Below are 23,813 nucleotides of genomic sequence, written 5' to 3'. Positions count from 1 at the left end.
CGTTTTTTTACGGTGCATCGCTGCCGCTGACCAGCGGCACGAAATTGGCGCGCTGCACGCAGGTTTCGCGGTAGCCTTGTGCGGTTTTTTCAATCAGCCACAAATATTGCACGCCGCCCTCGTCCAGCGGCAGCACCATGCGCCCGCCGATGGCCAGCTGCTGCAACAGCGGCAGCGGAATTTCGGTGGGCGCGGCAGTAACCAAAATGCCGTCAAACGGTGCCACATCGGGCAGGCCGAGGTAGCCGTCGCCGCACACCATGCGCGCCTGCGCCAAAAGGCCGGCAGCGCGCAAATGCTGCTTGGCGCGCTCGTGCAAAGGCCGCAGCCGCTCCACTGAATAGATTTCAGGCAAGCCCAGCGCCAGCAACACGGCGGTTTGATAGCCGCAGCCGGTGCCGATTTCGAGCACCCGCCGCATGCTTTGTGGCGTTTTGCCCCATAATAGTTCCGTCATTTTCGCCACGGTGTAGGGCTGGGAAATGGTTTGCCCGAGCCCCAGAGGCAGCGACATTTCATCGTAGGCGCGCGTGCGCAGCGCTTCTTCTACAAACAAATGGCGCGGCACACCAGCCATCGCCTGCAACACCGGCTGGCCGATGCCCATTTGCGCCAGCCGCTCTATCATGCGGCTGCGGCGGTTTTCATAGCCGGTCCAGTGGGCGGTGTGCATCAGCGGCCCACCCCTTGCCAAAATTCGGCCACTTGGGCCATGGTGTCGAAATCTGTCAAATCGATTTGCAGCGGCGTAACGGTGATATAGCCGGCTTCGCATTCGGCAAAGTCGGTGCCGGTTTCGCGGTCGGACACATCGCCCGCCGGGCCTATCCAATACACGGCTTCGCCACGAGGGTTGTGTGCCGGCACAATGCTTTGCACATGGTGGCGGCGGCCTAAGCGGGTGATTTTGCAGCCTTGGATATCTTTGGCATCCACGGCGGGAATGTTGACATTCCACAGCAAAGGCTGCTTGGGCGGATTTTTCAGCAGATGCTCCAACATCATCCACACGGCTTTTTCGGCGGTGTCCCAATAGCGGCCGCTGAAATCGTTGAGCGAAAAAGCCACGGCGGGTATGCCGAGCAGATAGGCTTCGGTGGCGGCGGCCACGGTGCCGGAATAAAGTGTGTCGTCACCCATATTGGCGCCGTGGTTCACACCGGAGAGCACCAAATCGGGCTTGAAATCGGGCAGCGCGTGCAAGCCCAAATGAATGCAGTCGGTGGGGGTGCCGCTCACATAATAAAAGCCGTTTTCGGCTTGGCGGATATGCAGGGGGCGGTCGAGCGTGAGCGAATTGCTCACGCCGCTGCGGTTGCGCTCAGGCGCCACCACGCGCACATTGGCAAATTCGCCGGCCACCCGCGCCAGCACGGCAATGCCTTCGGCTAGGTAGCCATCATCGTTACAAACCAGAATATTCATCATTTCCCTTTCAGACGGCCTATTCTACCGATTATGGCGGGATATTGTCTATTTCATCGGTTTTATCGTTCAGGCCGTCTGAAAAATCAAAATAAAAAAGCACCGCCTAAACGGTGCTTTGGTTTTTCAGACGGCCTCTGAGCCTGTTTGCCAGCTTATTGACCGGCTTTCAAGCCTTGCCACAGGCGCACGCTCAGTTTCACCGCATCGGGTGATTTGGGCAGCACCACAAAGCTTTTTGCTTTCACCGCATCGCTCGGGAAAATGGAATGATCATCAGCATAGGCTTTGTCCATCAGCTTGCGCGCGGGCAGGCTGGCGGGGGCGTAGGTGACGAAATCGCCGTTTTTGGCGGCCACGTTCGGGTCGAGCGTGTAGCTGATGTATTTGTGGGCATTGGCCACATTTTGCGCATCTTTCGGAATCATAAACGAATCAATCCAAATGCCCACGCCGGTGGCGGGGGTGAGCACTTCGATGTTGACGTTGTTTTTCGCATCTTTGGCGCGGTTTTTGGCGATATTCAGATCACCGCCGTAGCCCACGGCCACGCACAGATTGCCCGCGGCCATGTCGTCGATATAGCCCGAAGAGCTGAAGCGTTTCACATCGGCGCGCACTTTTTTCATCATATCCACAGCGGCTTTCAAATCATCGCCGTTTTCGCTGTTGGGGTTTTTGCCGATATAGTTGAGCGCCAGCGGAATCTGCTCGGTGGGGCTGTCGAGAAAGCTGATGCCGCAGGATTTGAGCTTGGCCGTGTATTCGGGGTTGAACACCAAATCCCATTCGTTGGCCGGCAGCGCATCACTGCCCAGCGCTTTGGCCACTTGGTCTTTATTGATGGCCAGCGTGTTGATACCCCAAAAATATGGCACGGCGTATTTGTTGCCCGGATCGACCTGATCCATCATTTTCAGAAGCTCGGGGTCGATATTGTTGTAGTTGGAAATCAGGCTCTTGTCGATTTCCTGATAAGCGCCGGCCTGGATTTGGCGGCCCACGTTGGCGATAGAGGGTGCCACCAGATCATAGCCCGATTTGCCGGTGAGCACTTTGGCTTCCAGCGTTTCGTTGCTATCATAATAATCGTAGCGCACCTTGATATTGTTGGTTTTTTCAAATTCGGCCACGGTGGCAGGGTCTACATAATCCGACCAGTTGTAGATATTCAAATTGCCGGTGGCCGCAGGCGCGGCCTGTTGCGCCGCAGCGGATGCGCCGCTATCGGCCGCTTGCTGGGCTTGTTGGCCGCCGGAGCCGCCGCACGCTGCCACAAACAAACCCGCCAGCGCGGAAACCAATAATGTTTTCTTCATTTTGTTATCCTTTATGGTTGAAAATATGCCCGACGCTGCGCCCTGCACAGCAAGCTGCCATTAAACGGCAAAAGCCTTGCAGATGCAATATCTTAGCGCGTAAAAACATACATTTTTTAACGTTTTCTGCCGTAGGCTTTTCATCATAAACCGAATTTCTTTTTCAGACGGCCTCGCGGGCAGCGGCAAATTTGTCAAACACCCCTGCTTTATGGGAAAATCGGCGGATTGATATTTAACTTTTTAAGGGCGACACTATGCTGGATCGAGAAGGATATCGCCCCAATGTCGGCATCATTCTGACCAACGAGCGCAATGAGGTTTTTTGGGGCAAACGTGTGCGCGAGCATTCGTGGCAGTTTCCGCAAGGCGGCATCAAGCCCGGCGAAAGCCCGGAAACGGCGATGTATCGTGAGCTTTTGGAAGAAGTGGGGCTGCTGCCGCACCATGTGAAAATTTTGGGGCGCACGCGCGACTGGCTCCGCTATGATGTGCCCTCGCACTGGGTGCGCCGCGAATGGCGCGGCTCTTATCGCGGCCAAAAGCAGATTTGGTATTTGCTGCGCCTCACCGGGCGCGAAAGCGATGTGCATCTGCGCGCCACCAGCCATCCCGAATTTGACGGCTGGCGCTGGCACCAATATTGGGCGCCGATCGACGAAGTGATTGATTTCAAGCGCGATGTGTATCAAGGTGCGCTGAGCGAATTGGCGCGTTTTTTGCGCGGGCTCGAATCGCTGGATGAATTCACCAGCCGCCGCTTAAACGGCCGCTAGGGTCTGTTCCATTTCATCCGTGCGTAAGATTTTGAGCGCAAAATATTGCCGCGTGATGAAATGTGAACAGACCCTAGAGTGTCCCGACATTTTGTTTATGAGGAGGATTTTGCCCCTGCAAATGCAGATGCAAGGCAAAAAACGCAGCAAGCGGACATTTTGCGAGGCTTTTTAACGCAGCAAATGCGTTTTCAGGGGCGAAATACACCTGTAAATCGAAATGTCAGGATACCCTAACACCCTCTACTTTGAGGCCGTCTGAAACCTGCTTTTCTTTTTCAGACGGCCTGTTTGCACTTTTTAAAGGCTTAAAAGGCCGTCTGAAACCACAAGTAAATCATGAGCATACAAAATTCATACAGCGAATCCAGCATCACCGTTTTAAAAGGCCTCGAGCCGGTAAAAGAGCGCCCGGGCATGTATACCCGCACCGAGAGCCCCACCCACATCTGCCAGGAAGTGATTGACAATGCCGCCGATGAAGCCCTCGGCGGCTTTGCCGATGAAATCAGCGTAAGCATTCACGATGACGGCTCGCTTTCGGTGCGCGACAACGGCCGCGGCATTCCGGTGGGGCTGCATCCGCTCGAGCAAGTGCCGGTGGTGGAGCTTGTGTTCACCCGCCTGCATGCCGGCGGCAAATTCAATAAAAAAGACGGCGGCGCTTATGCTTTTTCAGGCGGCCTGCACGGCGTGGGCGTGTCGGTGACCAACGCGCTTTCCCGTCGGCTGGAAGTTACCGTGAAGCGCGAGGGCAAAATCCATCGTATTGTGTTTGCCGGCGGCGATGTGATTGAGCCTTTGGCCGAAATCGGCAAATGCCCTGTGCGCGAGAGCGGCACCGAAGTGCGCGTGTGGCCCGACGGCAAATATTTCGAATCACCAAACTACAGCATTGCCGAGCTCGAGCGACTTTTACGCGCCAAAGCCGTGCTGCTGCCGGGCGTGGTGGTGTCGCTGAGCCGGCCGGTGAAAACGCAGGCCGAGCCCTTGGTGCAAAGCTGGCATTATCCCGACGGCCTCAAAGGCTATCTCGATAATCTCATCAGCGAAGCGCAAGAAGCCGTGCCGATTTTCGCTTCGGAAAACTATATTTCAGACGGCCACGAAAGCGATTTCAGCGTGGGCGAAGGCGCTGCTTTTGCGCTCACCTGGCTGGAAGAAGGCAGCGCCGCCAACGAAAGCTATGTCAACCTGATTCCCACGCCCTTGGGCGGCACCCACGAAGCGGGCTTGAAGCAGGCCGTGTTTAATGCGGTAAACAACTTCATCACCCACCACAATTTATTGCCGCGCGGTGTGAAAGTGCAAAGTGATGACGTGTTTAGCAAAGTGGCGTTTGTGCTCAGCGCGCGCGTGCTCGATCCGCAGTTTCAGGGGCAGACCAAAGAAAAGCTCACCAACCGCGATGCTTTGAAGCTCGTGGCCGCTGTGTCGGGCGACCCGCTCGAATTGTGGCTCAACCAAAATATCGAAGCCGGCAAAAAAATCGCCGAGCTGGCCATTAAGCAGGCGCAGGCGCGCATGCGTTCGGTGAAAAAAATCGAAAAGCGCAAAGGCAGCGGCGTGGCCGTATTGCCCGGCAAGCTCACCGATTGCGAAAGCGAAGACACCCGCGAAAACGAATTATTTTTAGTGGAAGGCGATTCTGCCGGCGGCTCGGCCAAACTCGCGCGCGACAAAGCCACCCAGGCCATTTTGCCCCTGCGCGGCAAAGTGCTCAACAGCTTTGAAACCCACCGCGACCAATTATTCGGCAACGCCGAAATCCACGATATTTCCGTGGCCATCGGCGTCGACCCCCACGGCGAGCACGATAAAGTCGATTTGAGCGGCCTGCGCTACGGCAAAATCGCCATTCTTTCCGATGCCGATGTGGACGGCTCGCACATTCAAGTGCTGCTGCTCACCCTTTTCTACACCCATTTCCGCCAACTCGTCACCCACGGCCATATTTATGTGGCCCAACCGCCGCTGTTTCGCGTGGACGTCAACGCCCAGGGCAAAACCAAACCCGCGCGTAAGCTCTATGCGCTCGACCAAAGCGAGCTCGACATTATTCTCGAGCGGCTGCAAAAAGAAAACCTGAAAGAATCGGCCTATTCCATCAGCCGTTTCAAAGGCTTGGGCGAAATGAACCCCGAGCAGCTCAAAGACACCACCATGCACCCCGACACCCGCCGCCTGCTGCAAGTGCAGATTCCCGAAGGCGGCGGCATCGACACCTATGATATTTTCGTCAAGCTGATGGGCAAAGGCGAAGCCGCCAGCCGCCGCGCTTGGATGGAAGCCGAGGGCGACACCGCCGAAGTGGATATTTGAGCAGGTATTTTTAAACGCCAAATGCATGAAGGCCGCGCCCACATTGCCCGAAGCTTTCAGACGGCCTATACTGTGGCAACGCTAATATTATTCAGCACAATTTCGCCCACCCCAACCCGGAAAGGAGCCCTGCGATGCGCAATATCCAACATCAGCCCGAGCAACACCGTTTCGCGCTTATGAAAGACGATGAAGAAATCGGCTATATCGAATACCGCCAAAATAACGGCGGTTGGGAAATCACCGAAACCCGCATCATGCCTGATTTTCGCGGCCAAAGCCTAGCGCGCCTGCTGGTGGATCACGTGATCAGCGAAGCCGATCGCCAAGGGCTTGCCATCAGCGCCAGCTGCGATTATGCCGAAGAAGTGCTGGCGCGCTCCGGCCGCGGCTAAACCCGCATCTACCCGTTTTATGCTTTTCAGATTCAGCCTGTTTTCTGCGAGAACCTTGTTATGACAACACCCAAAATCACCGTTATCGGCAGTATCAATATGGATTTGGTCACCCGCTCGCCGCGTTTTCCACAGGTGGGTGAAACCCTTTTAGGCAGCGGTTTTCAGCGCTTTATGGGCGGCAAAGGCGCCAATCAGGCCGTGGCCGCCGCCCGTTTGGGTGCAGAAGTGCAGATGATAGGCGCCATCGGCGAAGATGATTTCGGCCGCGAGCTTTTGGCCAACCTGCAACACGAAGGCGTCAACACCGAAGCCGTGAAAGTGTTGCCCGCCTTGCCCAGCGGCATTGCCAACATCACCGTGGCCGAGGGCGACAACCATATTATCGTGGTGTCCGGCGCCAATTTCGGCATCACGCCCGCCGACATCGAAGCCGAAGAAGCGCGCATCGCCGCTGCCGACATCGTGTTGTGCCAGCTTGAAATTCCGATGGATTGCGTGCTCGCTGCCGCCCGGCTTGCCAAAAAACACGCCCGCCCTTTTGTGCTCAACCCCGCCCCCGCGCAAGCACTTCCCGCCGAATTGCGCTCATTGGTGAGCGTGCTCACGCCCAACGCCTACGAGCTGGCACTCAGCTTGGGCTTGCCGACCGACACCCCGGTGGAAACGCTAATCCGCCAATCCGGCTGCCAAGTGGTGATGACCTTGGGCAGCGACGGCGCACTTTATAATGACGACACCGGCATTTTGCACCGCCAAAGCACATTTAAGGTAAACCCCGTCGACACCACCGGCGCCGGCGACACCTTCAACGCCGCGCTGGCGGTGTTTTGGCAGCAAGGCATCGCGCCGGCAGTGAAGCAGGCCTGTGCCGCCGCCGCACTTTCCGTCACCAAAGCCGGTGCACAAGGCGGCATGCCCACCGCCGCCGAATTGGCCGATTTTTTAAAACAGCAAGCGTAATCGGCATATTTTCCGAATCAGGCAAAATTTTTTAGCCGATGCCTACCTGACGCAGGCCGTCTGAAACCTTTCAGACGGCCTGTTTTTAAATATAAAATCAATATATTCATGCATTTGGCTAAAATTTTTTTGATTGTGTTTTGTTTTGCCTGCACCTGTTTCTACACTAAAATCCAGTCATACCCATTCTAAAAAATAACCCTGCGTTGGCTCGCCGCCTTGTTATACCAAACCTGAAAAACAAGACAACAAAACGGTAAGCCACAGATAATTTTCCATTTTCCAAAACTTGCACTTGAAATCCGAAGCAAAGGCCGTCTGAAAGATTTTCAGACGGCCTTTATATCCAATATTCATAATAGTTTATTTTGAATGAATATAAGACTGTTTTTAAGCCGGACACAAAAGCTTTTTCCCGCCCGCTGCGCTATAATCGCGCCAGTCAAAACCACAGGACATCACCATGCACACCGAAGTCGAATTGAAAATCCTCCACCCCAAAATGGCCGGCCAGCTGCCTGCCTATGCCACGCCCGGCTCCGCCGGCCTTGATTTGCGCGCCTGCCTCGATGAAGCCGCTATTTTACAACCGGGCGACACCTTGCTCGTGCCCACCGGCTTGGCCGTGCATTTGAGCAACCCCGATTATGCCGCCATGCTGCTGCCCCGCTCCGGCCTCGGCCACAAGCAGGGCATTGTGTTGGGCAACCTCGTGGGCCTTATCGACTCGGATTATCAGGGCGAATTAAAAGTATCGCTGTGGAACCGCGGCCAAGAAGCCTTCACCGTCGAGCCGATGGCGCGCATTGCGCAAATGGTGATTGTGCCGGTGGTGCAGGCGGCTTTTAAGGTGGTTGAAGAATTTGCCCAAAGCGAGCGCGGCGAAGGCGGCTTCGGCAGCACCGGCAAAGCTTAATAAGGCATTCGCAATCAATAAAGGCCGTCTGAAAAAATATTTCAGACGGCCTTTGCCATTCAAGCCTGGCCGCCTACTCTCTGGCTGCCACCACCATATTGCTCATGCTCATGGCACAAACCAAGCGGCCTTGCTCATCGCTCACTTCCATTTCGCTGTAATGCATGGTGCGGCCTTTGCGGCGCAGGCGGGCGGTGCAGTAAACCGTGCCGGCGCGCACGGGGCGCAGGTGGTGCGCGGTAATATCGCAGCCCACCGCATGCTGCCCTTCGCCCAGCAGCAGGTTGGACAAACAGGAGCCTGCGGTTTCGCCCAACACCACGCTCACGCCGCCGTGCATAATGCCGGCTGGCTGGTGTGTTTGCGGCGTAATCGTCATTTTAACGGTGAGAAAATCATCGCCCACATCAATAAATTCAATGCCGAGCAAATCCATCAGCGTGCCGGCGCTGCGTTTGTTTAAGGCGCTCAAAACCGCCATTTTCTCTGTTTCAGTCATTTGTCTGCCTCGCGGGTGAAATCAAAGGGTTTACCCTTTATCAAAAAAACAATCGAATTATTGCGCCGCAAAAGCCGCGCTCAAGCGGTTGCGCAGCCAGCGGGCGGCGGCGGCGATTTCACCGGCCAGCATGCCGCTCTCGCCCACTTCCGAATCGCGCAACACATCAGCCGCCGCGCCATGCAGCCACACGCCGCCGCGCACGGCTTCTTCGGCCGCGATGCCTTGCGCCAAGAGGCTGCCGATGATGCCGCTCAACACATCGCCGCTGCCCGCGCCGGCCAAGCCGGCATTGCCGCTTTTATTGACATATTGGCTGCCGTCGGGGCTGCACACCATGCTGCGGTGGCCTTTGAGCACCACATAAGCGCGGTATTTTTCAGCAATGCGCGCAGCGGCCAGGCTGCGCTCGGCCTGCACTTGTGCGGTGGATATGCCCAGCAGCCGCCCGGCTTCGGCCGGATGCGGCGTGAGCACCAAGGTGTTGCGCGGCGCGGCAGCGGCCAATTGCGGATGGCAGGCAAGCAAGGTGAGCGCATCGGCATCGAGCAGCAGCGCGCGCTCATGCGCCAATGCGAGCTGGTTCTGCAACACGCGCAGCGAAGATTCGCCCAAGCCCAGCCCGCAGCCGCACACCCAGGCGCTGATGTCGTTGCGCGCCTGCAGCTGAGCGGCGGTGGCGAGCATGATTTCCGGCCGCGCCGCTATCACGGCAAACGGCAGCTCCGCCTGATTGAAGCCCGCCCACACTTTGCCGCAGCCGCCATACATCGCCGCAGTGGCCGCCAATATCACCGCGCCGCTCATGCCCTCAGCGCCGCCGACCACCGCCAGCGTGCCGTAAGTGCCTTTGTGGCTGCGCTCGCTGCGCGGAGCAAACAGGCGCGGAAATTGCTGCGCGGCGGCTTGCAGGCTGTCGAAATTTTTGCTGCGGTAGGGGCTGGTGAACATAATGATTTCCGTGGCAGATTTGGTTACAATGCTTTCAGACGGCCTCTTGGGGTCTACTTGCAATTCATCCGCGAGTAAACTTTTGTGAGCAAAAGCGCGCTTGCAAAGCGGAAAACGCAGCAAGATTGGCTCGTAAACCGGCGCTTAGCCCGACAGGCCGTCTGAAACAACAAAATAAGCTTGCGGCTCGGGTTGGTTTTGTACACAAGCTTTTGCATTCAAAGCATCTTGCAAAAAAAATGCACGCGAACCGGGCGGCCGATTATTCAAAACACAACGAAAGTATATAACATGACCAAGCAAAAACTGAAAGTATGGGATGCGCCCACGCGGCTTTTTCACTGGCTGCTGGTGCTCGCGCTGGCTTTTATGTGGTATAGCGGCGAAACGGGCGGCAATCTGATGGCGTGGCATTTGCGCTGCGGCGTGTTTATTTTGGGCTTGGTGGTGTTTCGCCTGTGTTGGGGCTTTTGGGGCAGCGACACCGCGCGCTTTGCCCAATTTGTTAAGGGGCCGGCGCAGATTCGGCGCTATTTGGGCGGGCAACTGAGCGAAAACGAGCAGCCCGGCCACAACCCGCTCGGCGCGCTGATGGTGCTCGCGCTGTTGGCGGCGCTTTTGGTGCAAGTGTTCACAGGTTTATTTGCCGCCGATGAAAACACTTGGCTCTACAACGGCTATCTCAACAGCTTGGTAAGCGAAGAGGCCGGCAGCACCGCGCGCAATGCGCACATTTTATTTTTCAATGTGTTGCTGGCGCTGGTGGCGGTGCATGTGGCCACGGTGCTGATTTATAAATTCATCAAAAAACACGATTTAATCACGCCCATGTTTAGCGGTTGCAAAATGCTGGCCGGCAAGCTGCCGGCGCTGCAATTTGCCGGCACGGGCAAATTTTTGGCGGCGCTGGCGGTGGCCGCGGCGGCGGTGTGGCTGGTTGTGAATATCGGTTGATGCCCATTCAAAAACAAGCTTGCTGCGTTGCCTGCTTTTTCACATCCAACAAAAAGGCCGTCTGAAACCCATAATGTTTCAGACGGCCTTTTTGATAACTATCGAATTATTTCTGCTCGAATTATTTCTGCTGATTCCAGCGCTCGATCGATTCTTTAATCACCGCTTTGGCTTCGGCTGCATCGCCCCAGCTTTCCACTTTGGTAGAGCCGGGCTTTTTCAAGGCTTTGTAGTTGTTGAAATGAAATTCAATCTGCTTGATCAATTGCGCCGGCAAATCGGCCAAGGTGTTGTAGGCATTGCCGCTGTTGCGGTCGTCGGCGGGCACGCACACGATTTTGTCGTCCACTTCGCCATCGTCCACAAATTTCATCACGCCGATCACTTTGGCTTCGAGAAAAACGCCGGTGGGCAAAGGCTGCTCGGTGATCAGCAACACATCCAGCTCGTCGCCGTCTTCATCCAGCGTTTGCGGGATAAAGCCGTAGTTGGTGGGCTTGGCGAAAATGGCCGGCTCCACACGGTCGAGCTGGAAAGCCGCCAATTTGCGGTTCCACTCGATTTTGTGGCAGCTGCCAGCAGAAATTTCGTTAACCACATTGATGATGCCGCCGTCCACATCGCCGGGCGTGAGGATTTGGTTAAAATCAGCCATGATGACTCCTTGAAATTAGAGGTGTTAAACGGGCGCAAGTATAGCAGGTTTTCAGACGGCCTGACACGCAGTTATAATGCTGTTTTCACCGCCACACCGCACAGGAGCCGCCCATGTTGGCCGACAAGCTGATTCCCCATATCGACACCGTATTGCGCACCCTTTTTGCACCCGCCGCCACCTCGCGCCCCTACCCCGATGCCGGCCTGCAAGAAGGCGGCATGAGCGCGGCGCAAAAGCAGCACGCGCTGGGCTTGATGCGGGTAAACCATGTGGGCGAAGTGTGCGCACAAGCGCTTTACCAAGGCCAGGCGCTCACCGCGCGCACCCCGGCCAACCGCGAAGCGCTGCAACACGCCGCTTACGAAGAAGTGGAACACCTGGCCTGGACAGCCAAGCGCGTGCACGAATTGGGCGGGCGCACCAGCCTGCTCAACCCCGTGTGGTATGCCGGGTCGCTCGCCATCGGCATCGGCGCGGGCTTGCTCGGCGACAAATGGAGCCTGGGCTTTTTGGAAGAAACCGAACATCAGGTAACCGCGCATCTGGAAGAACATCTGCAAGGCCTGCCGGCAGAAGACACCAAAAGCCGCGCCATCGTGGCGCAAATGCGGCTCGATGAAATGCAGCACGCCGAAATGGCGCACGATTTCGGCGCCGCGCCGCTACCCTTGCCGGTGAAAGAAATGATGAAGCTTTCTTCAAAAATCATGACCACCATCAGCTATCGGGTGTGAGCGCCATTTTTATAGTGAAATCAAAGAAAACGGATACAGAAATAAGCAATCTCAAATCGTGTGCAGGGTGTGTGACGCAGCCACGCACGCGGTTTAAACCGCTTCTGTGTGCATGCTTTGCCATGCAGCTTGCATCGGTTTTTCATTCATTCCACTATCTCTGATGCAAAACACCAACAATGCGGCCACCGCCTTGTTGCGCCGACAACCGCTTTTGAAATTTAAAGTTTAACGGCCGCATAGATACAGCTGCCTACATTTTACCCGCCCCACTTTTAGCGCCGCCCATGACCCACACCGAATTAAGCCGCTTTTTCAGCAGCGCCGCCGATCTCCCCGCACCCTTGCAGCAAACGCGCAACCGCATGTTTCAAGGCGGCGATTTCCGCCAGGCCGCCGTGTTGCTGGCGGTGGTGCAGCATGAAGCGCAATGGCAGATTCTGCTCACCCGCCGCGCCGACAGCTTGCGCCACCACACCGGCCAGATTGCGCTGGCCGGCGGTCGCCGTGATGCGCAAGACCCAAACCTCACCGCCACCGCCTTGCGCGAAACCGCCGAAGAAACCGGCATTGAAGCCGCGCATTGGCAGACTTTTCCGCAACTGCCCGCTTATTTCACCCCCTCGGGCTACGCCGTTGCACCCGTGCCCGCGCTGAGTGCCGAAAGCCCCCTCACCCGGCCCAATGCCGACGAAGTGGCCGAAATCTTTTACCTGCCGCTCGATTTCGCCCTGCATACTGCCAATTATCAAAGCCGCGCCTTCACCCACAACGGCCTTACCCTCTCCACGCCCACGCTGCCCTATCGGCATTACGACATCTGGGGCCTCACCGCCATGATTCTGCACGACATAGCCGAGCGATACCGCCTGTTTCAAGCGGCCGTCTGAAAGCGTAAAAAAAGCAGCTATAGTGGAATGCAAGAAAAAGTGACACAAAACTGCGCACTATAACAGGTAGGTTCGGTTGCCAAACCCAACGTTTCAGACGGCCTGTGGGCTTGTTGGGTTTTCAACCCAACCTACCCGTTGTGTCACTTTTTCCTGCATTCCACTATACAAAATTTGCCCCAACCCGCAAAAATCAAACAGGCCGTCTGAACATCACGTTTCAGACGGCCTGTAAGTTTTCAATCGATTTAAAGCCGGTATCATGCGAAGCACATGCATACGGCTGCGTCGCAAAAACAGCGGCCTACGTGCCTGCGCATCAAACCTTATTTGCCGCAGCACGCTTTAAATTTTTTGCCGCTGCCGCACGGGCATTCGTCGTTGCGGCCGGTTTTTGCACCTTCACGCCGCACGGTTTGGGGTTTGTGGATGATGGTTTGCCAATATTGGTAAACCGCCAGCAACGTGTGCGGCAGCTCGCCCTCAAGCTGGGTGAGCTCTTTGGCGCTGAAGGTGAGCACGGCTTCGCCGCCTTCGTCTTCATCATACACGCCGGCCAAGGCCATCACCGGGTAAAACAAATCTTCAAACGCTTCGTCGTCGATGGCTTCAAACCAATCGGTCGGCACGGTGTCGAGGCCGTAGAGATAGGCGTTGCACCAGGTGAAAAAATCATCGTTGCCTGCGGCATCGGCATAAAGCCACAATTCGGGCAGGGTTTTGCCGCTTAATGTGTTGAGCATATCGGCAGCCATGCCCAACACCAGCGCTTCCACTTCGGCGCGCTCGGCGCTGCTGAACAAAGCCTCGTCGCCCAACACTTCGGGCAGCCATTCGGCGGTGTTGAGCGCATCGGGACCGGAGAGCAAGGCCAGCATAAAAGCCTGCACTTCATCGCAGCGCATGGTGTTGCCTTTTTCGGCGCGGCTGTCGAGCAGCTCGGCCAAACGCGTGCGCGCGGCCGGGTCAAACGGTTGCAATTGCATGGATATTCCTTTTATTGATGAGATTTTTTCAGACGGCCTGCATACGTTGGCGCATTTGTTCAAACAAACACACCGTGGCCGCCATCGCCACATTGAGCGATTCGGTGGCGCCGGCCATCGGAATGTGCACGCTGCCGTCGGCCAGCGCCAACGCCGCCGCGCTCACGCCGCTGCCTTCGTTGCCGAACAGCCACGCGGCAGGCTCGGCCAGCGCCATTGTATAAAGATTTTGCGGGCGGCCGCTCAAGGCCGTGGCCCACAACTTTTCTTGATAGCCCGAGCGCCATTGCGCCAAATCCACACGGCTGTGGATGCGTAGTAGAAAATGCGCGCCCATGCCGGCCCGCAGCACTTTGGGCGACCACGCATCGGCGCTATCGGCATTGAGCACAATCTGCCCCACCCCCGCCGCCGCCGCGCTGCGCAAAATAGTGCCGACATTGCCCGGATCCTGCACCCGCTCCAGCACCACGCAATCGCCGCCAACGGGCAGCGCGCCGGCTTCCGGAATGGCCAGCAGCGCCATCACATCTTCGCCTTCGCTCAGGCTCGTGATTTTTGCCAGCGCTTCATTGGCGGCCAAGGTAATCAAATGCTCGGGCAATTGCGCCAGCAAGGCTTGGATTTCGGGCTGATGCAGGCGCGATTCGGGCAGATAAACCTGCTGCGGCATCAGCCCGTGTTGCAGACAGGTTTGCACAAGATGCACGCCTTCGAGCACGGTTTGGCCGTGTTCGCGGCGCGCGCGCGCTTGAGAGAGCAGCCGCGCCAAATGCTTGAGCGGCTCGTTGTGAGCAGAGGTAATCCGTTTCATGGCGGCATTATATCGTGAAAAAAGGCAATCATCCTACGCGCGGGCTTTCAGACGGCCTTGTGCCTATCCAAAAAAAAATAACCTAACAAAATAAAAGCCGTTCAATCGCACCATCCGCATAAGTCGAATTCTTGAATCCGACACTTGGCCTCAAGGCCAAAGCAATATGAGAGCCTTGTTCTACGAACAAGTGTCGGATTCAAGAATCCGACCTACAGGCTACGCGCTATCAACCGATAAGCAGACAAAAATCCAGGTTGTTTTTAAACCGGCCTAAAACCGGTTTTTCAATGCACGCAAAGCGGCAAACACGGCGGCTTCATCCGGCAGCACATCATCGCTCAAAGCGGCGGCGCGCGCGGCCACATCCGGCTCGGCGCTGCGCAAAAACGGGCTCACCTTGCGTTCGTGTGCCAGCGACACCGGCAGCGTCGGCGTACGGGCGGCTTGTTGCAAGGCCGTCTGAATGTCGGCATTGTCGGGCTCGATGTGGGCGGCAAAGCGCAAATTGGCGGCGGTGTATTCGTGCGCGGGGTAAAACAAAGTATCGGCGGGTAGGCGGTTGTAGCGCTGAAAGCTGGCAAACAATTGCGCGATGGTGCCGGTGAACACGCGCCCGCAGCCGGCGCTGAACAAGGTGTCGCCGCAAAACACATGCAGGCCGTCTGAAAGCGTGAGCAGATAGCTCAGGTGGCTGTCGGTATGGCCGGGCGTGGCCCACACTTCGGCCTGCAAATCGCCAAAGCGGATGCGCGTGCCCTCTGCCGCCGCTGCGTCGGCTTCGGCGATATCGCGGTTGCCATACACCGTGCAATCGGGATAGGCGGCTTTGAGCGCGGCCACGCCGCCGGTGTGGTCGGCGTGGTGGTGGGTGATCCAGATTTGCGAGAGCTTCAGATTGTGCGCGCGCAAATAAGCGAGCACGGGCGCGGCATCACCGGGGTCGATACACACGGCTTGGCCGTGCGCTTCGAGCAGCCAGATATAGTTGTCGTTAAACGCAGCAATCGGGGTGATTTTCGGCATGGTGCTTCCTTTCATACCCATTCAAAAAAGTAAACTAATACCAATTCAAAAAAGTAAGCTAACAAGGCGGCGAGCCGCAGACAGTACAGATAGTACGGCAAGGCGAGACAACGAAGTTAGGTTATTTTTTGGGATTGGTATCAGACGGCCTCAGCTGTTGAGCAGCCAATATTGCAGGCCGATTAAGGTTTTGGCATCAACGATTTCGCCGTTTTGCAGCGCGGCGCGGATGGCTTCGCGGCCAAGCAGCACGGTTTCGGTGAATTCGTCTTCATCGTTTTGCAGCGTGCTGCCCGCGCGCACGCCTTCGGCTTGGTAAAGGTATATTTTTTCATCGCAAAAGCCGGGTGCGGTGTAAAACGTGTGCAGCAGGCGCACGCGCTCGGCGGTGTAAGGCGTTTCTTCGGCCAGCTCGCGTAAGGCGCATTCGGCAGGGTTTTCACCGGCATGGTCGAGCTTGCCGGCGGGCAGCTCCAGCAAGGGCTTGTCCACTGCATAACGCCATTGGCGCACCAAAATCACTTTTTCTTCAGCGGTAAGCGCCAACACGCAGGATGCGCCGGGGTGGCGCACCACGATGCGTTCGTGGGTGTGGCCGTTGGGCAGGCGGATGGTGTCGCGGTGCACGTTTAAAAAGCTGTTTTCCAGCACCGGCTCGGAGGTGAGGCGGGTTTCTTTCAAATCCATAATGGCTCCCGGGTTTCTTTCAGACGGCCGTCTGAAAGTTTAATGATTACAAACAGATAATCAGGTAAATCCTGCTTCATGGCGCATAGCAGCGGCCACGGCATCGGTGAGCTTTTGCAATTCGTGTGCCTGAATGATAAAAGGCGGCATCAGATAAATCAGCTTGCCGAAAGGCCGTATCCACACGCCTTTTTTCACAAAAAAAGCCTGCATGGCGGCCATGTTTACCGGTCGGCGGGTTTCCACCACGCCGATGGCGCCGATAATGCGCACATCGGCTACGTTTTTTTCATGCCGCAAAGGCGCTAAGGCCGCTTGGAAATGCGCTTCAATCGCGGCCACTTGCGCCGGCCATTCGTTGCGCGCCAAAATCTGCATATTGGCCGCGGCCACGGCGCAGGCGAGCGGGTTGCCCATAAAGGTGGGGCCGTGCATAAACACGCCGGCTTCGCTGCGGCTCACGGCATCGGCCACTTCGCGGCTCGCGGCGGCAGCGGAAAGCGTCATCATGCCGCCGGTGAGCGCTTTGCCGATACACATGATGTCGGGCGCGATGGCGGCATGTTCGCAGGCAAAAAGCTTGCCCGTACGGCCAAAGCCGGTGGCGATTTCATCGAGAATCAGCAACACGCCGTATTCATCGCACAAAGCGCGCACGCGGCGCAAATATTCGGGGTGATACACACGCATGCCGCCCGCGCCCTGCACAATCGGCTCCAAAATCACGGCGGCGATTTTACGGTGGTGTTGCCGCAAGGCTGCCTGAAACAGCTCGATATCGCTTGCCGACCATTCGCCGTTGAAGCGGCTTTGCGGCGCGGGCACGAAAATATGCTCGGGCAGAAAGCGGCGGTAGAGGCTGTGCATCGAGTTTACCGGGTCGCACACGCTCATCGCGCCGAAGGTGTCGCCGTGATAGCCGTGTGCAATGGTGAGGAATTTGCTGCGCGGCGTGCCTTTGCCGTGCCAATATTGCAGCGCCATTTTCAAGGCCACTTCCACCGCCACCGAGCCGGAATCGGCCAGAAAAATGCATTCGAGATTGGGCGGCAACATGGTGCGCAGCGCTTCGCACAAGCGAATAGCCGGCTCGTGGGTGAGGCCGCCGAACATCACATGCGGCATGGCATCGAGCTGCGCTTTGGCCGCGGCGGTTAATTCGGGATGATTATAGCCATGCTGTGCACACCACCAGCTCGACATGCCGTCGATAAGCTTTTGCCCGCCGGCCAATTCGAGCATCACGCCCTCGCTGCGCACCACGGGATACACGGGCAAAGGCTCGGTCATCGAAGTATAGGGATGCCAGATATGGCGGCGGTCGAAATCAAGGTCTTGGGCGGTAAGCATGGCAGATATCAAAAGGCCGTCTGAAAGCGGCATTATAGCGCATGCGGCTTTCATACCCATTTTAAAAAATAAGATAACAAGGCGGCGGGCCGCAGATAGTACACACGTACAGCAAGGCGAGCCAACGCAGTTAGGTTATTTTTTAGAATGGGTATCAGACGGCCTCTTTGCTGCAACAAACACCCCTACAACAAACCGCGTTCGGCAAACGACACCGCCTGCCGCGCGGTGATCACAAAATGGTCGAGCAGGCGCACGTCGACCAAATCCAGCGCATTGCCCAAGCGGCGGGTAAACACAATATCGGCTTCCGAAGGCTCGGCGCTGCCGCCGGGATGGTTGTGCGCGATAATCAGCGCGCTGGCGTGCATTTCCAGCGCCTGCTTCACTACCTCGCGTACATACACGGTGTTTTCCGCCACCGTGCCGCGCCCCAACTCGCTCTGGCCGATCAGCCGGTTGCGCTGGTTGAGAAACAGCGCCAGCGTTACCTCCACTTTTTCATGCCCCAATTGCAGGCGCAAAAAATCGGCCACCGCCTGCGGGTTTTCGAAGCCGATATTGTCCTGCAACTCTTCGCCGAGCACACGCCGGCCGATTTCGCGCACCACCGCAAATTGGGTGTAGCTCGCAGGCCCCATGCCTTTATGTGCCGACAAGGCCTTCACATCGGCGCTCATCAGCCGGCCCAGGCTGCCGAATTCGCCCAACAAATGGCGCGCCAAATCCACCGCACTCATGCCCCGCGTGCCCACGCGCAGCAAAATCGCCAGCAATTCGGCATCGCTCAGCGCTGCCGCGCCGCGTTCGATCAGCTTTTCACGCGGGCGCTCGCCCTCGGGCCATTGCTTGATGCTCATTATGTTTCCCCTTTTATTATTGATAATGAGTAGGTTGCAATATAACATATTTATTTCTTTTGTTATATTCACCAAGAAAAACAACAGGCCGTCTGAACGCTTTCAGACGGCCTGAAAAACCAATTGGTTATAAACAAATAAACAAGCATTCTTTCTCTTTTGGCCGCAAGCAGCCGACAATGCCGCCTAAGCCATTCACGAAAGATGCCCATGCCCAAGCCCGAATTTTGGCAGATTCCCGCCGCCACCGCCGCCGCCACCGAGCGCGCCGACAAGCTTGAAGCCGCGTTGGCCGAGCGCTTGCAGCACATTGCCGAGCGCTTTCCCCGTGCCGTGCTGGCCTCTAGCCTCGCCGTCGAAGACATGATTATCACCGATCAAATCTGCCGCCACGCGCTGCCCATCCGCATCATCACACTCAACACCGGCAAGCTCAATCCCGAAACCGAAGCCCTGATTGCGCACACCGATGCGCGCTACGGCATCGCCATCGAAGTGTTCCGCCCGCTGCCCGAAGCCGCCGCCGCATTCGAGCGCGAACACGGCGCCGCCTCGATTTACGAGCACATCGAGCGGCGCCGGCAATGCTGCCACATCCGCAAAATCGAGCCGCTGAACCGTGCGCTCTCCGATGCGCCCGCCTGGCTCACCGGCCAGCGCCGCAGCCAGGCAGACAGCCGCAGCTATCTGGATTTTGAAGAAACCGACCACGCGCGCGGCATCGCCAAATTCAACCCGATTTTCGATTGGGAAGAGGCCGATGTGTGGGCTTATGCCGCGCGGCACCAAGTGCCGCTCAACGCCTTATACCGCCAAGGCTACCCCAGCATAGGCTGCGAGCCGTGCACCCGCCCGGTGAAACGCGGTGAAAACATCCGCGCCGGACGTTGGTGGTGGGAAAACCAAAGCAGCCAAGAATGTGGTTTGCACAAATAAAACCGTGTTTGCAAACAAAAAGGCCGTCTGAAAAACTTTCAGACGGCCTGCCGACATAGATTGCACAAAGCACCGCACAACATATAACCAAAGCGCATTTGATTACAACCAACCATTCTTTCCCTTTTTCAGACGGCCTCGCTAAAGTAAACACCATGTTTAAACAAGGAACCCAACCGATGTCTATCCAAAACCGCCATCTCGACTGGCTGGAAGCCGAATCCATCCACATCATCCGCGAAGTGATTGCCGAAGCCAAACAGCCGGCGCTTCTGTTTTCCGGCGGCAAAGATTCGGTGGTGCTGCTCGCGCTGGCCATCAAAGCTTTTCAGATTCCCGGCCGGGCGCTCAAGCTGCCGTTTGTGCTGTTGCATGTCGACACCGGCCATAATTATCCCGAAGTGATTGCCTTTCGCGATGAAACCGTGGCCGCCGCCGGCGTGAAGCTGGTGGTGGGGCATGTGGAAGATTCCATCCAAAAAGGCAGCGTGGTGCTGCGCCGCGAAACCGATTCGCGCAATGCCGCCCAAGCCGTTACCCTGCTTGAAACCATCGAAGCGCACGGCTTTGATGCCTTGATGGGCGGCGCGCGGCGCGATGAAGAAAAAGCGCGCGCCAAAGAGCGCATCTTTTCTTTCCGCGACGAATTCGGCCAATGGGATCCGAAAGCGCAACGCCCCGAATTGTGGAGCCTCTACAACACGCGCCTGTTTTCCGGTGAAAACATGCGCGTGTTTCCGATTTCCAACTGGACCGAGCTCGATATCTGGCAATATATCGAGCGTGAAAAGCTGGCGCTGCCGCCGATTTATTACGCCCACGAGCGCGAAGTGGTCGAGCGCAGCGGCCTTTTGGTGCCGGTAACGCCGCTCACGCCCAAGCGCGAAGGTGAAACCAGCGCCATCCGCAGCGTGCGTTTCCGCACCGTGGGCGATATTTCCTGCACCTGCCCCGTGGCCAGCACCGCCGCCAACGCCGCCGAAATCATCGCCGAAACCGCCGCCGCCACCGTGTCGGAGCGCAGCGCCACGCGCATGGACGACCGCGCATCCGAAGCGGCCATGGAAGAGCGCAAAAAAGCCGGTTATTTTTGAAACGTTTTTAAAACCATGCCCGTTTCAAACAACAATAGCGATAAAGCATCAAAAGGCCGTCTGAAGCCTTTCAGACGGCCTTTTACCTTAAACGAACACAAGCTTGCCGGCAGCGCCGAAACCTGCTGAAATCCCCTCTGAAACCCATTCTAAAAATAAGATACAAACCTACAGCCCGTAGGTCGGATTCTTGAATCCGACACTTGTTCGCAGAACAAGCCGCGCACAACGCTTTGGCCGATGGCCAAACTACGCGGATGGTGCTATCGAACGGCTTTTACTTTATAAGGCTATTTTTTGAATGGGCATGAAAAGCTTTTCCAAGCCATCGCATTTTTCGAGAAAGCCCATGATCCGACACGCCCACATCATCCACGGTTATCAATCCGCGCCCGAGCGCCACTGGTTTCCTTGGCTGGCCGAAAAGCTCGCCGGCCAAGGCATTGTCTGCACCCGCATTGCGCTGCCCGATGCCGGCCGCCCCGATTTCGGCCGCTGGCAACAAAGCCTGGCGGAGCACATCGGCCAAGCGGATGAACACCATCTGCTGATTGCCCACAGCTTGGGCACGCCCACGCTGCTGCATTATCTGAGCCGCACCGCGCCCGAGCGCATCGGCGGCATCATTCTGGCCGCGGCTTTTGAGCAAACCCTGCCCGAGCTGCCGGAGCTTGACGGCTATTTGGCGCGGCTGGCCATCGATTTCGCCGCCATCCGCCGCGCCTGCCCGAATATCCACAGCATCATCAGCGATAACGATACTGTGGTGCCGCCCGCCTTCAGCCTGGCGCTGGCCGAAAAGCTCGGCAGCTTCGTGCACAAGGTAGCCGGCGGCGGCCACTTGATGGGCGATGACGGCTTTTTCGAGCTACCGCAAGCTTGGCAGGCAGCTCAAAGCATTGTGGCCGCCCAGCCGCTGCAATAATGCCGCCGCACTTGACAGCCGCCGCCGCCGGGCTTTTAATCGCCAAACCATGCAGCCGTTTGTTATCGCGGCGCTATTGCCAACCATCAGGAGCACTTTATGTTTAAAGCTTTGGTATTGAATCAAGCCGACGGCCACACCGCCGCCGCCATCGAAACGCTGGATGAATCGCGGCTGCCTGCGGGCGATGTGACCGTGGCCGTTGAATATTCCACCATCAATTATAAAGACGGGCTGGCGCTCACTAATGCCATCAAAATCGTGCAGCAATATCCGATGGTGCCCGGCATCGATTTTGCCGGCACCGTGATTGAATCGGCGCACCCGCGCTACCGCAGCGGCGACAAAGTGATACTCACCGGCTGGGGCGTGGGCGAAAAACATTGGGGCGGTTTGGCCGAAAAAGCCCGCGTTAACGGCGATTGGCTCGTGCCGCTGCCCGCTGCGCTCAGCACCCGCCAAGCCATGATTATCGGCACCGCCGGCTTCACCGCCATGCTGTGTGTGCAAGCCTTGGCGGATCAACACATCACGCCCGAGCGCGGCGAAATTCTGGTGACCGGTGCCAGCGGCGGCGTGGGCTCCGTGGCCATCACGCTGCTGAACAAGCTCGGCTACCGCGTGGCCGCCGTAACCGGCCGCCCCGAGCAAAACGGCGATTTGCTGCGCAGCCTCGGCGCCCAACGCATTATCGAGCGCGCCGAATTGGCGCAGCCGGCCAAGCCGCTCGAATCCACCCGCTGGGCCGGCGCGGTAGACACCGTAGGCTCGCAAATATTGGCCAAAGTGCTGGCGCAAACCGAATACGACGGCGCTGTGGCCGCCTGCGGCCTGGCCGGCGGCATGGATCTGCCCACCACGGTGATGCCGTTTATCTTGCGCAACGTGAAGCTTATCGGCGTCGATTCCGTGTATTGCCCCTACGAAAAACGCGTGGCCGCCTGGCAGAAAGTGGCCGAATTGCTGCCCGAAAGCTATTACGCCGCCGCCAGCAATGAAATCGCGCTCGAAGCCGTGCCCGAAGCCGCCGCACAGATTATCCGCGGCGAAATCACTGGCCGCACGCTGGTGAAATTGTAAAATACAGCCATTTGCAAACAGGCCGTCTGAAAAGCGCAATCCAATTGACTTTGTTAAGTTAAAACAAAGCAGTATCATACGCACAACACAAAGGCCGTCTGAAACTTTTTTCAGACGGCCTTATTTTTTGCATTCAAAGCAAAAAAACGCAGCAAGGCGGGTAGGTCGGATTCTCGAATCCGACACTTGTTCGCAGAACAAGATTTTTAGGGCTGCGAAAAATGTCGGATGCCAGCAAACGTAGGTACGATTAGCTTTGTCAAAACAAAGCGTAATCGTACGCATGGCACACAAAGGCCGTCTGAAACCTTTTTTCAGACGGCCTAGGGCATCCTGACAATTACTTGTCATAAAAATAATCAGATAAAAGAAAGGCAGATAAGTTAAAATTTTTGTCGCCAAACAAAACATACTTATCTGCCATGCCTCGAACACTACTCAAAGATGAATACTGGTCAAAGCTGTTAAACATTCTGCTCGATTTAGGCGTTTACCACAAGAAAAATCTGCGTCTCAAAATAGAAGGCATACTTTACCGCATCAGAACCGGCATACCGTGGGAAGACATCCCGCCGTTTTTCGGTAAAGGCAATTCCCTGTTGCGCCTCTTCCATAGATGGTCGGAGAAAGGGATTTTTCAAAGCATACTCAATGCCTTGACCGAATTCCCCGATATGGAATGGGTATTTATTGACGGCAGCTATGTCAAAGTCCACCAACATGCAGCGGCAACTGTTGGAGAGGCAGCCGCTGTCGGCCACAGCCGTGGTGGCAATAGCACTAAAATTCATTTGGCTGTCGATGCCTGTGGAAACCCTGTAGGTTTCAAGGTCACATCGGGAACGGTTAATGACATTACTGCGGCACCGGAATTGCTGGATAGCGTAGATTTATCCTCAACCGAAGTGCTGACTGCCGACAAAGGTTATGACTCTGACGCTTTCAGGCAGTTGCTTGCCGATATGGGCATCAGGCCGAATATTCCTTATAAAAAAGACAGGGAGCGTCTGAATGTGTGTATGGATTGGTATTTGTATAAAGCGAGGCATTTGGTAGAGAATGCCTTTGAAAAATTGAAACATTTTCGTGCGGTTGCCACCCGTTACGATCGTTTGAAAAGGCATTATGAAAGCGTAGTTGCTTTAGCTTGTATTATGCTATGGCTGCCTTTATGACAAGTAATTGTCAGGACGCCCTAGGGTTTCCCCACCCGCACCACATATACACCACATATAATGGAATGCATAAATAAT

The 23,813-nt window shown here is 56.5% G+C and carries 25 protein-coding genes; 13 read left to right on the top strand and 12 right to left on the bottom strand.

Translation table 11 applies throughout. The features are described 5' to 3' along the window. Positions 1–7: 7 nt before the first annotated feature. The 3 genes from LVJ78_RS05955 to LVJ78_RS05945 form a co-directional block, all read right to left on the bottom strand. Positions 8–673, bottom strand: coding sequence for a protein-L-isoaspartate(D-aspartate) O-methyltransferase (locus LVJ78_RS05955; protein ID WP_132954658.1), 666 nt, complete (start codon positions 671–673; stop codon positions 8–10). Further along, positions 673–1,425: a 5'/3'-nucleotidase SurE gene (gene surE / locus LVJ78_RS05950; RefSeq protein ID WP_132954662.1), complete on the bottom strand. Its 753-nt coding sequence runs from the start codon at positions 1,423–1,425 to the stop codon at positions 673–675. The genes LVJ78_RS05955 and surE overlap by 1 nt, the downstream gene beginning before the upstream one ends. Before the next feature lie 155 nt (positions 1,426–1,580). After that, positions 1,581–2,744 carry a polyamine ABC transporter substrate-binding protein gene (locus LVJ78_RS05945; RefSeq protein WP_132954657.1) on the bottom strand — a complete coding sequence of 388 codons (1,164 nt, stop codon included), beginning with the start codon at positions 2,742–2,744 and terminating at the stop codon, positions 1,581–1,583. A gap of 257 nt (positions 2,745–3,001) precedes the next feature. Here LVJ78_RS05945 and LVJ78_RS05940 point away from each other — a divergent pair, with 257 nt between their 5' ends. The 5 genes from LVJ78_RS05940 to dut all read left to right on the top strand — a co-directional run bounded on the left by LVJ78_RS05940 (position 3,002) and on the right by dut (position 8,116). Then, the gene (locus LVJ78_RS05940) at positions 3,002–3,520 is read left to right on the top strand and encodes an RNA pyrophosphohydrolase (protein WP_132954656.1); all 519 of its coding nucleotides are present in this window, start codon (positions 3,002–3,004) and stop codon (positions 3,518–3,520) included. 339 nt (positions 3,521–3,859) lie between these two features. Then, positions 3,860–5,842 (top strand): DNA topoisomerase IV subunit B, encoded by a 1,983-nt coding sequence (locus tag LVJ78_RS05935; RefSeq protein ID WP_132954655.1) that lies wholly within the window; start codon positions 3,860–3,862, stop codon positions 5,840–5,842. An 86-nt stretch (positions 5,843–5,928) separates the two neighbouring features. Then, positions 5,929–6,237, top strand: coding sequence for a GNAT family N-acetyltransferase (locus tag LVJ78_RS05930; protein WP_341539398.1), 309 nt, complete (start codon positions 5,929–5,931; stop codon positions 6,235–6,237). 60 nt (positions 6,238–6,297) lie between these two features. Next, a complete protein-coding gene (gene rbsK, locus LVJ78_RS05925; RefSeq protein ID WP_132954653.1) occupies positions 6,298–7,200 on the top strand; it encodes a ribokinase in 903 nt (300 codons plus the stop codon). Between the two features lie 463 nt (positions 7,201–7,663). Beyond that, positions 7,664–8,116, top strand: a complete 453-nt coding sequence (gene dut / locus LVJ78_RS05920; RefSeq protein ID WP_132954652.1) for a dUTP diphosphatase — start codon at positions 7,664–7,666, stop codon at positions 8,114–8,116. A gap of 73 nt (positions 8,117–8,189) precedes the next feature. Here dut and LVJ78_RS05915 read toward each other — a convergent pair whose 3' ends face one another. Both LVJ78_RS05915 and LVJ78_RS05910 read right to left on the bottom strand, forming a co-directional pair. Next, positions 8,190–8,615 carry a PaaI family thioesterase gene (locus LVJ78_RS05915; RefSeq protein WP_132954651.1) on the bottom strand — a complete coding sequence of 142 codons (426 nt, stop codon included), beginning with the start codon at positions 8,613–8,615 and terminating at the stop codon, positions 8,190–8,192. Positions 8,616–8,672: 57 nt separating this feature from the next. Next, the gene (locus LVJ78_RS05910) at positions 8,673–9,566 is read right to left on the bottom strand and encodes an NAD(P)H-hydrate dehydratase (RefSeq protein WP_132954650.1); all 894 of its coding nucleotides are present in this window, start codon (positions 9,564–9,566) and stop codon (positions 8,673–8,675) included. Positions 9,567–9,857: 291 nt separating this feature from the next. Between LVJ78_RS05910 and LVJ78_RS05905 the strand changes: the two genes are divergently transcribed. Beyond that, positions 9,858–10,520 (top strand): cytochrome b/b6 domain-containing protein, encoded by a 663-nt coding sequence (locus LVJ78_RS05905; protein WP_132954649.1) that lies wholly within the window; start codon positions 9,858–9,860, stop codon positions 10,518–10,520. 121 nt (positions 10,521–10,641) lie between these two features. Here LVJ78_RS05905 and LVJ78_RS05900 read toward each other — a convergent pair whose 3' ends face one another. Further along, a complete protein-coding gene (locus tag LVJ78_RS05900; protein ID WP_132954648.1) occupies positions 10,642–11,175 on the bottom strand; it encodes an inorganic diphosphatase in 534 nt (177 codons plus the stop codon). Positions 11,176–11,291: 116 nt separating this feature from the next. Between LVJ78_RS05900 and coq7 the strand changes: the two genes are divergently transcribed. Together coq7 and LVJ78_RS05890 are read left to right on the top strand one after the other, a co-directional pair. After that, entirely contained in the window at positions 11,292–11,912 is a 621-nt protein-coding gene (gene coq7, locus LVJ78_RS05895; RefSeq protein WP_132954661.1) for a 2-polyprenyl-3-methyl-6-methoxy-1,4-benzoquinone monooxygenase, read from the top strand. A gap of 287 nt (positions 11,913–12,199) precedes the next feature. Next, positions 12,200–12,802, top strand: a complete 603-nt coding sequence (locus LVJ78_RS05890) for an NUDIX hydrolase (protein WP_132954647.1) — start codon at positions 12,200–12,202, stop codon at positions 12,800–12,802. A 326-nt stretch (positions 12,803–13,128) separates the two neighbouring features. Here the strand turns inward: LVJ78_RS05890 and LVJ78_RS05885 are convergent, their stop codons facing one another. From LVJ78_RS05885 to radC, 6 genes are all read right to left on the bottom strand, one after another. Further along, on the bottom strand, positions 13,129–13,788 hold the full coding sequence (locus tag LVJ78_RS05885) for a YecA family protein (RefSeq protein WP_132954646.1): 660 nt from the start codon (positions 13,786–13,788) through the stop codon (positions 13,129–13,131). Positions 13,789–13,816: 28 nt separating this feature from the next. Then, entirely contained in the window at positions 13,817–14,602 is a 786-nt protein-coding gene (locus LVJ78_RS05880) for a TrmH family RNA methyltransferase (protein ID WP_132954645.1), read from the bottom strand. A gap of 273 nt (positions 14,603–14,875) precedes the next feature. Further along, on the bottom strand, positions 14,876–15,628 hold the full coding sequence (gene gloB, locus LVJ78_RS05875; RefSeq protein WP_132954644.1) for a hydroxyacylglutathione hydrolase: 753 nt from the start codon (positions 15,626–15,628) through the stop codon (positions 14,876–14,878). Positions 15,629–15,778: 150 nt separating this feature from the next. Next, entirely contained in the window at positions 15,779–16,315 is a 537-nt protein-coding gene (locus LVJ78_RS05870) for an NUDIX hydrolase (RefSeq protein WP_132954643.1), read from the bottom strand. A gap of 60 nt (positions 16,316–16,375) precedes the next feature. Continuing rightward, positions 16,376–17,665, bottom strand: a complete 1,290-nt coding sequence (bioA, locus tag LVJ78_RS05865) for an adenosylmethionine--8-amino-7-oxononanoate transaminase (RefSeq protein WP_132954642.1) — start codon at positions 17,663–17,665, stop codon at positions 16,376–16,378. A 185-nt stretch (positions 17,666–17,850) separates the two neighbouring features. Continuing rightward, positions 17,851–18,525, bottom strand: coding sequence for a RadC family protein (gene radC / locus LVJ78_RS05860; protein WP_132954641.1), 675 nt, complete (start codon positions 18,523–18,525; stop codon positions 17,851–17,853). A gap of 204 nt (positions 18,526–18,729) precedes the next feature. On the opposite strand from radC, the gene LVJ78_RS05855 reads away from it, so the two are divergent. From LVJ78_RS05855 to LVJ78_RS05835, 5 genes are all read left to right on the top strand, one after another. Beyond that, a complete protein-coding gene (locus tag LVJ78_RS05855; RefSeq protein WP_132954640.1) occupies positions 18,730–19,461 on the top strand; it encodes a phosphoadenylyl-sulfate reductase in 732 nt (243 codons plus the stop codon). A 155-nt stretch (positions 19,462–19,616) separates the two neighbouring features. After that, positions 19,617–20,555 carry a sulfate adenylyltransferase subunit CysD gene (cysD, locus tag LVJ78_RS05850; protein ID WP_279387959.1) on the top strand — a complete coding sequence of 313 codons (939 nt, stop codon included), beginning with the start codon at positions 19,617–19,619 and terminating at the stop codon, positions 20,553–20,555. 349 nt (positions 20,556–20,904) lie between these two features. Next, the gene (locus LVJ78_RS05845; RefSeq protein ID WP_207894336.1) at positions 20,905–21,480 is read left to right on the top strand and encodes an RBBP9/YdeN family alpha/beta hydrolase; all 576 of its coding nucleotides are present in this window, start codon (positions 20,905–20,907) and stop codon (positions 21,478–21,480) included. Between the two features lie 99 nt (positions 21,481–21,579). Beyond that, positions 21,580–22,560 (top strand): acrylyl-CoA reductase (NADPH), encoded by a 981-nt coding sequence (gene acuI, locus LVJ78_RS05840; RefSeq protein ID WP_132954638.1) that lies wholly within the window; start codon positions 21,580–21,582, stop codon positions 22,558–22,560. A 422-nt stretch (positions 22,561–22,982) separates the two neighbouring features. Then, complete coding sequence (locus LVJ78_RS05835; protein ID WP_244802559.1) at positions 22,983–23,735, top strand: IS5 family transposase; 753 nt, start codon at positions 22,983–22,985, stop codon at positions 23,733–23,735. Positions 23,736–23,813 lie beyond the last annotated feature (78 nt).

It is taken from the genome of Uruburuella suis, from assembly GCF_022870845.1.
Lineage (GTDB): Bacteria > Pseudomonadota > Gammaproteobacteria > Burkholderiales > Neisseriaceae > Neisseria > Neisseria suis.
This window is presented reverse-complemented; position numbering and strand designations above follow the sequence as displayed.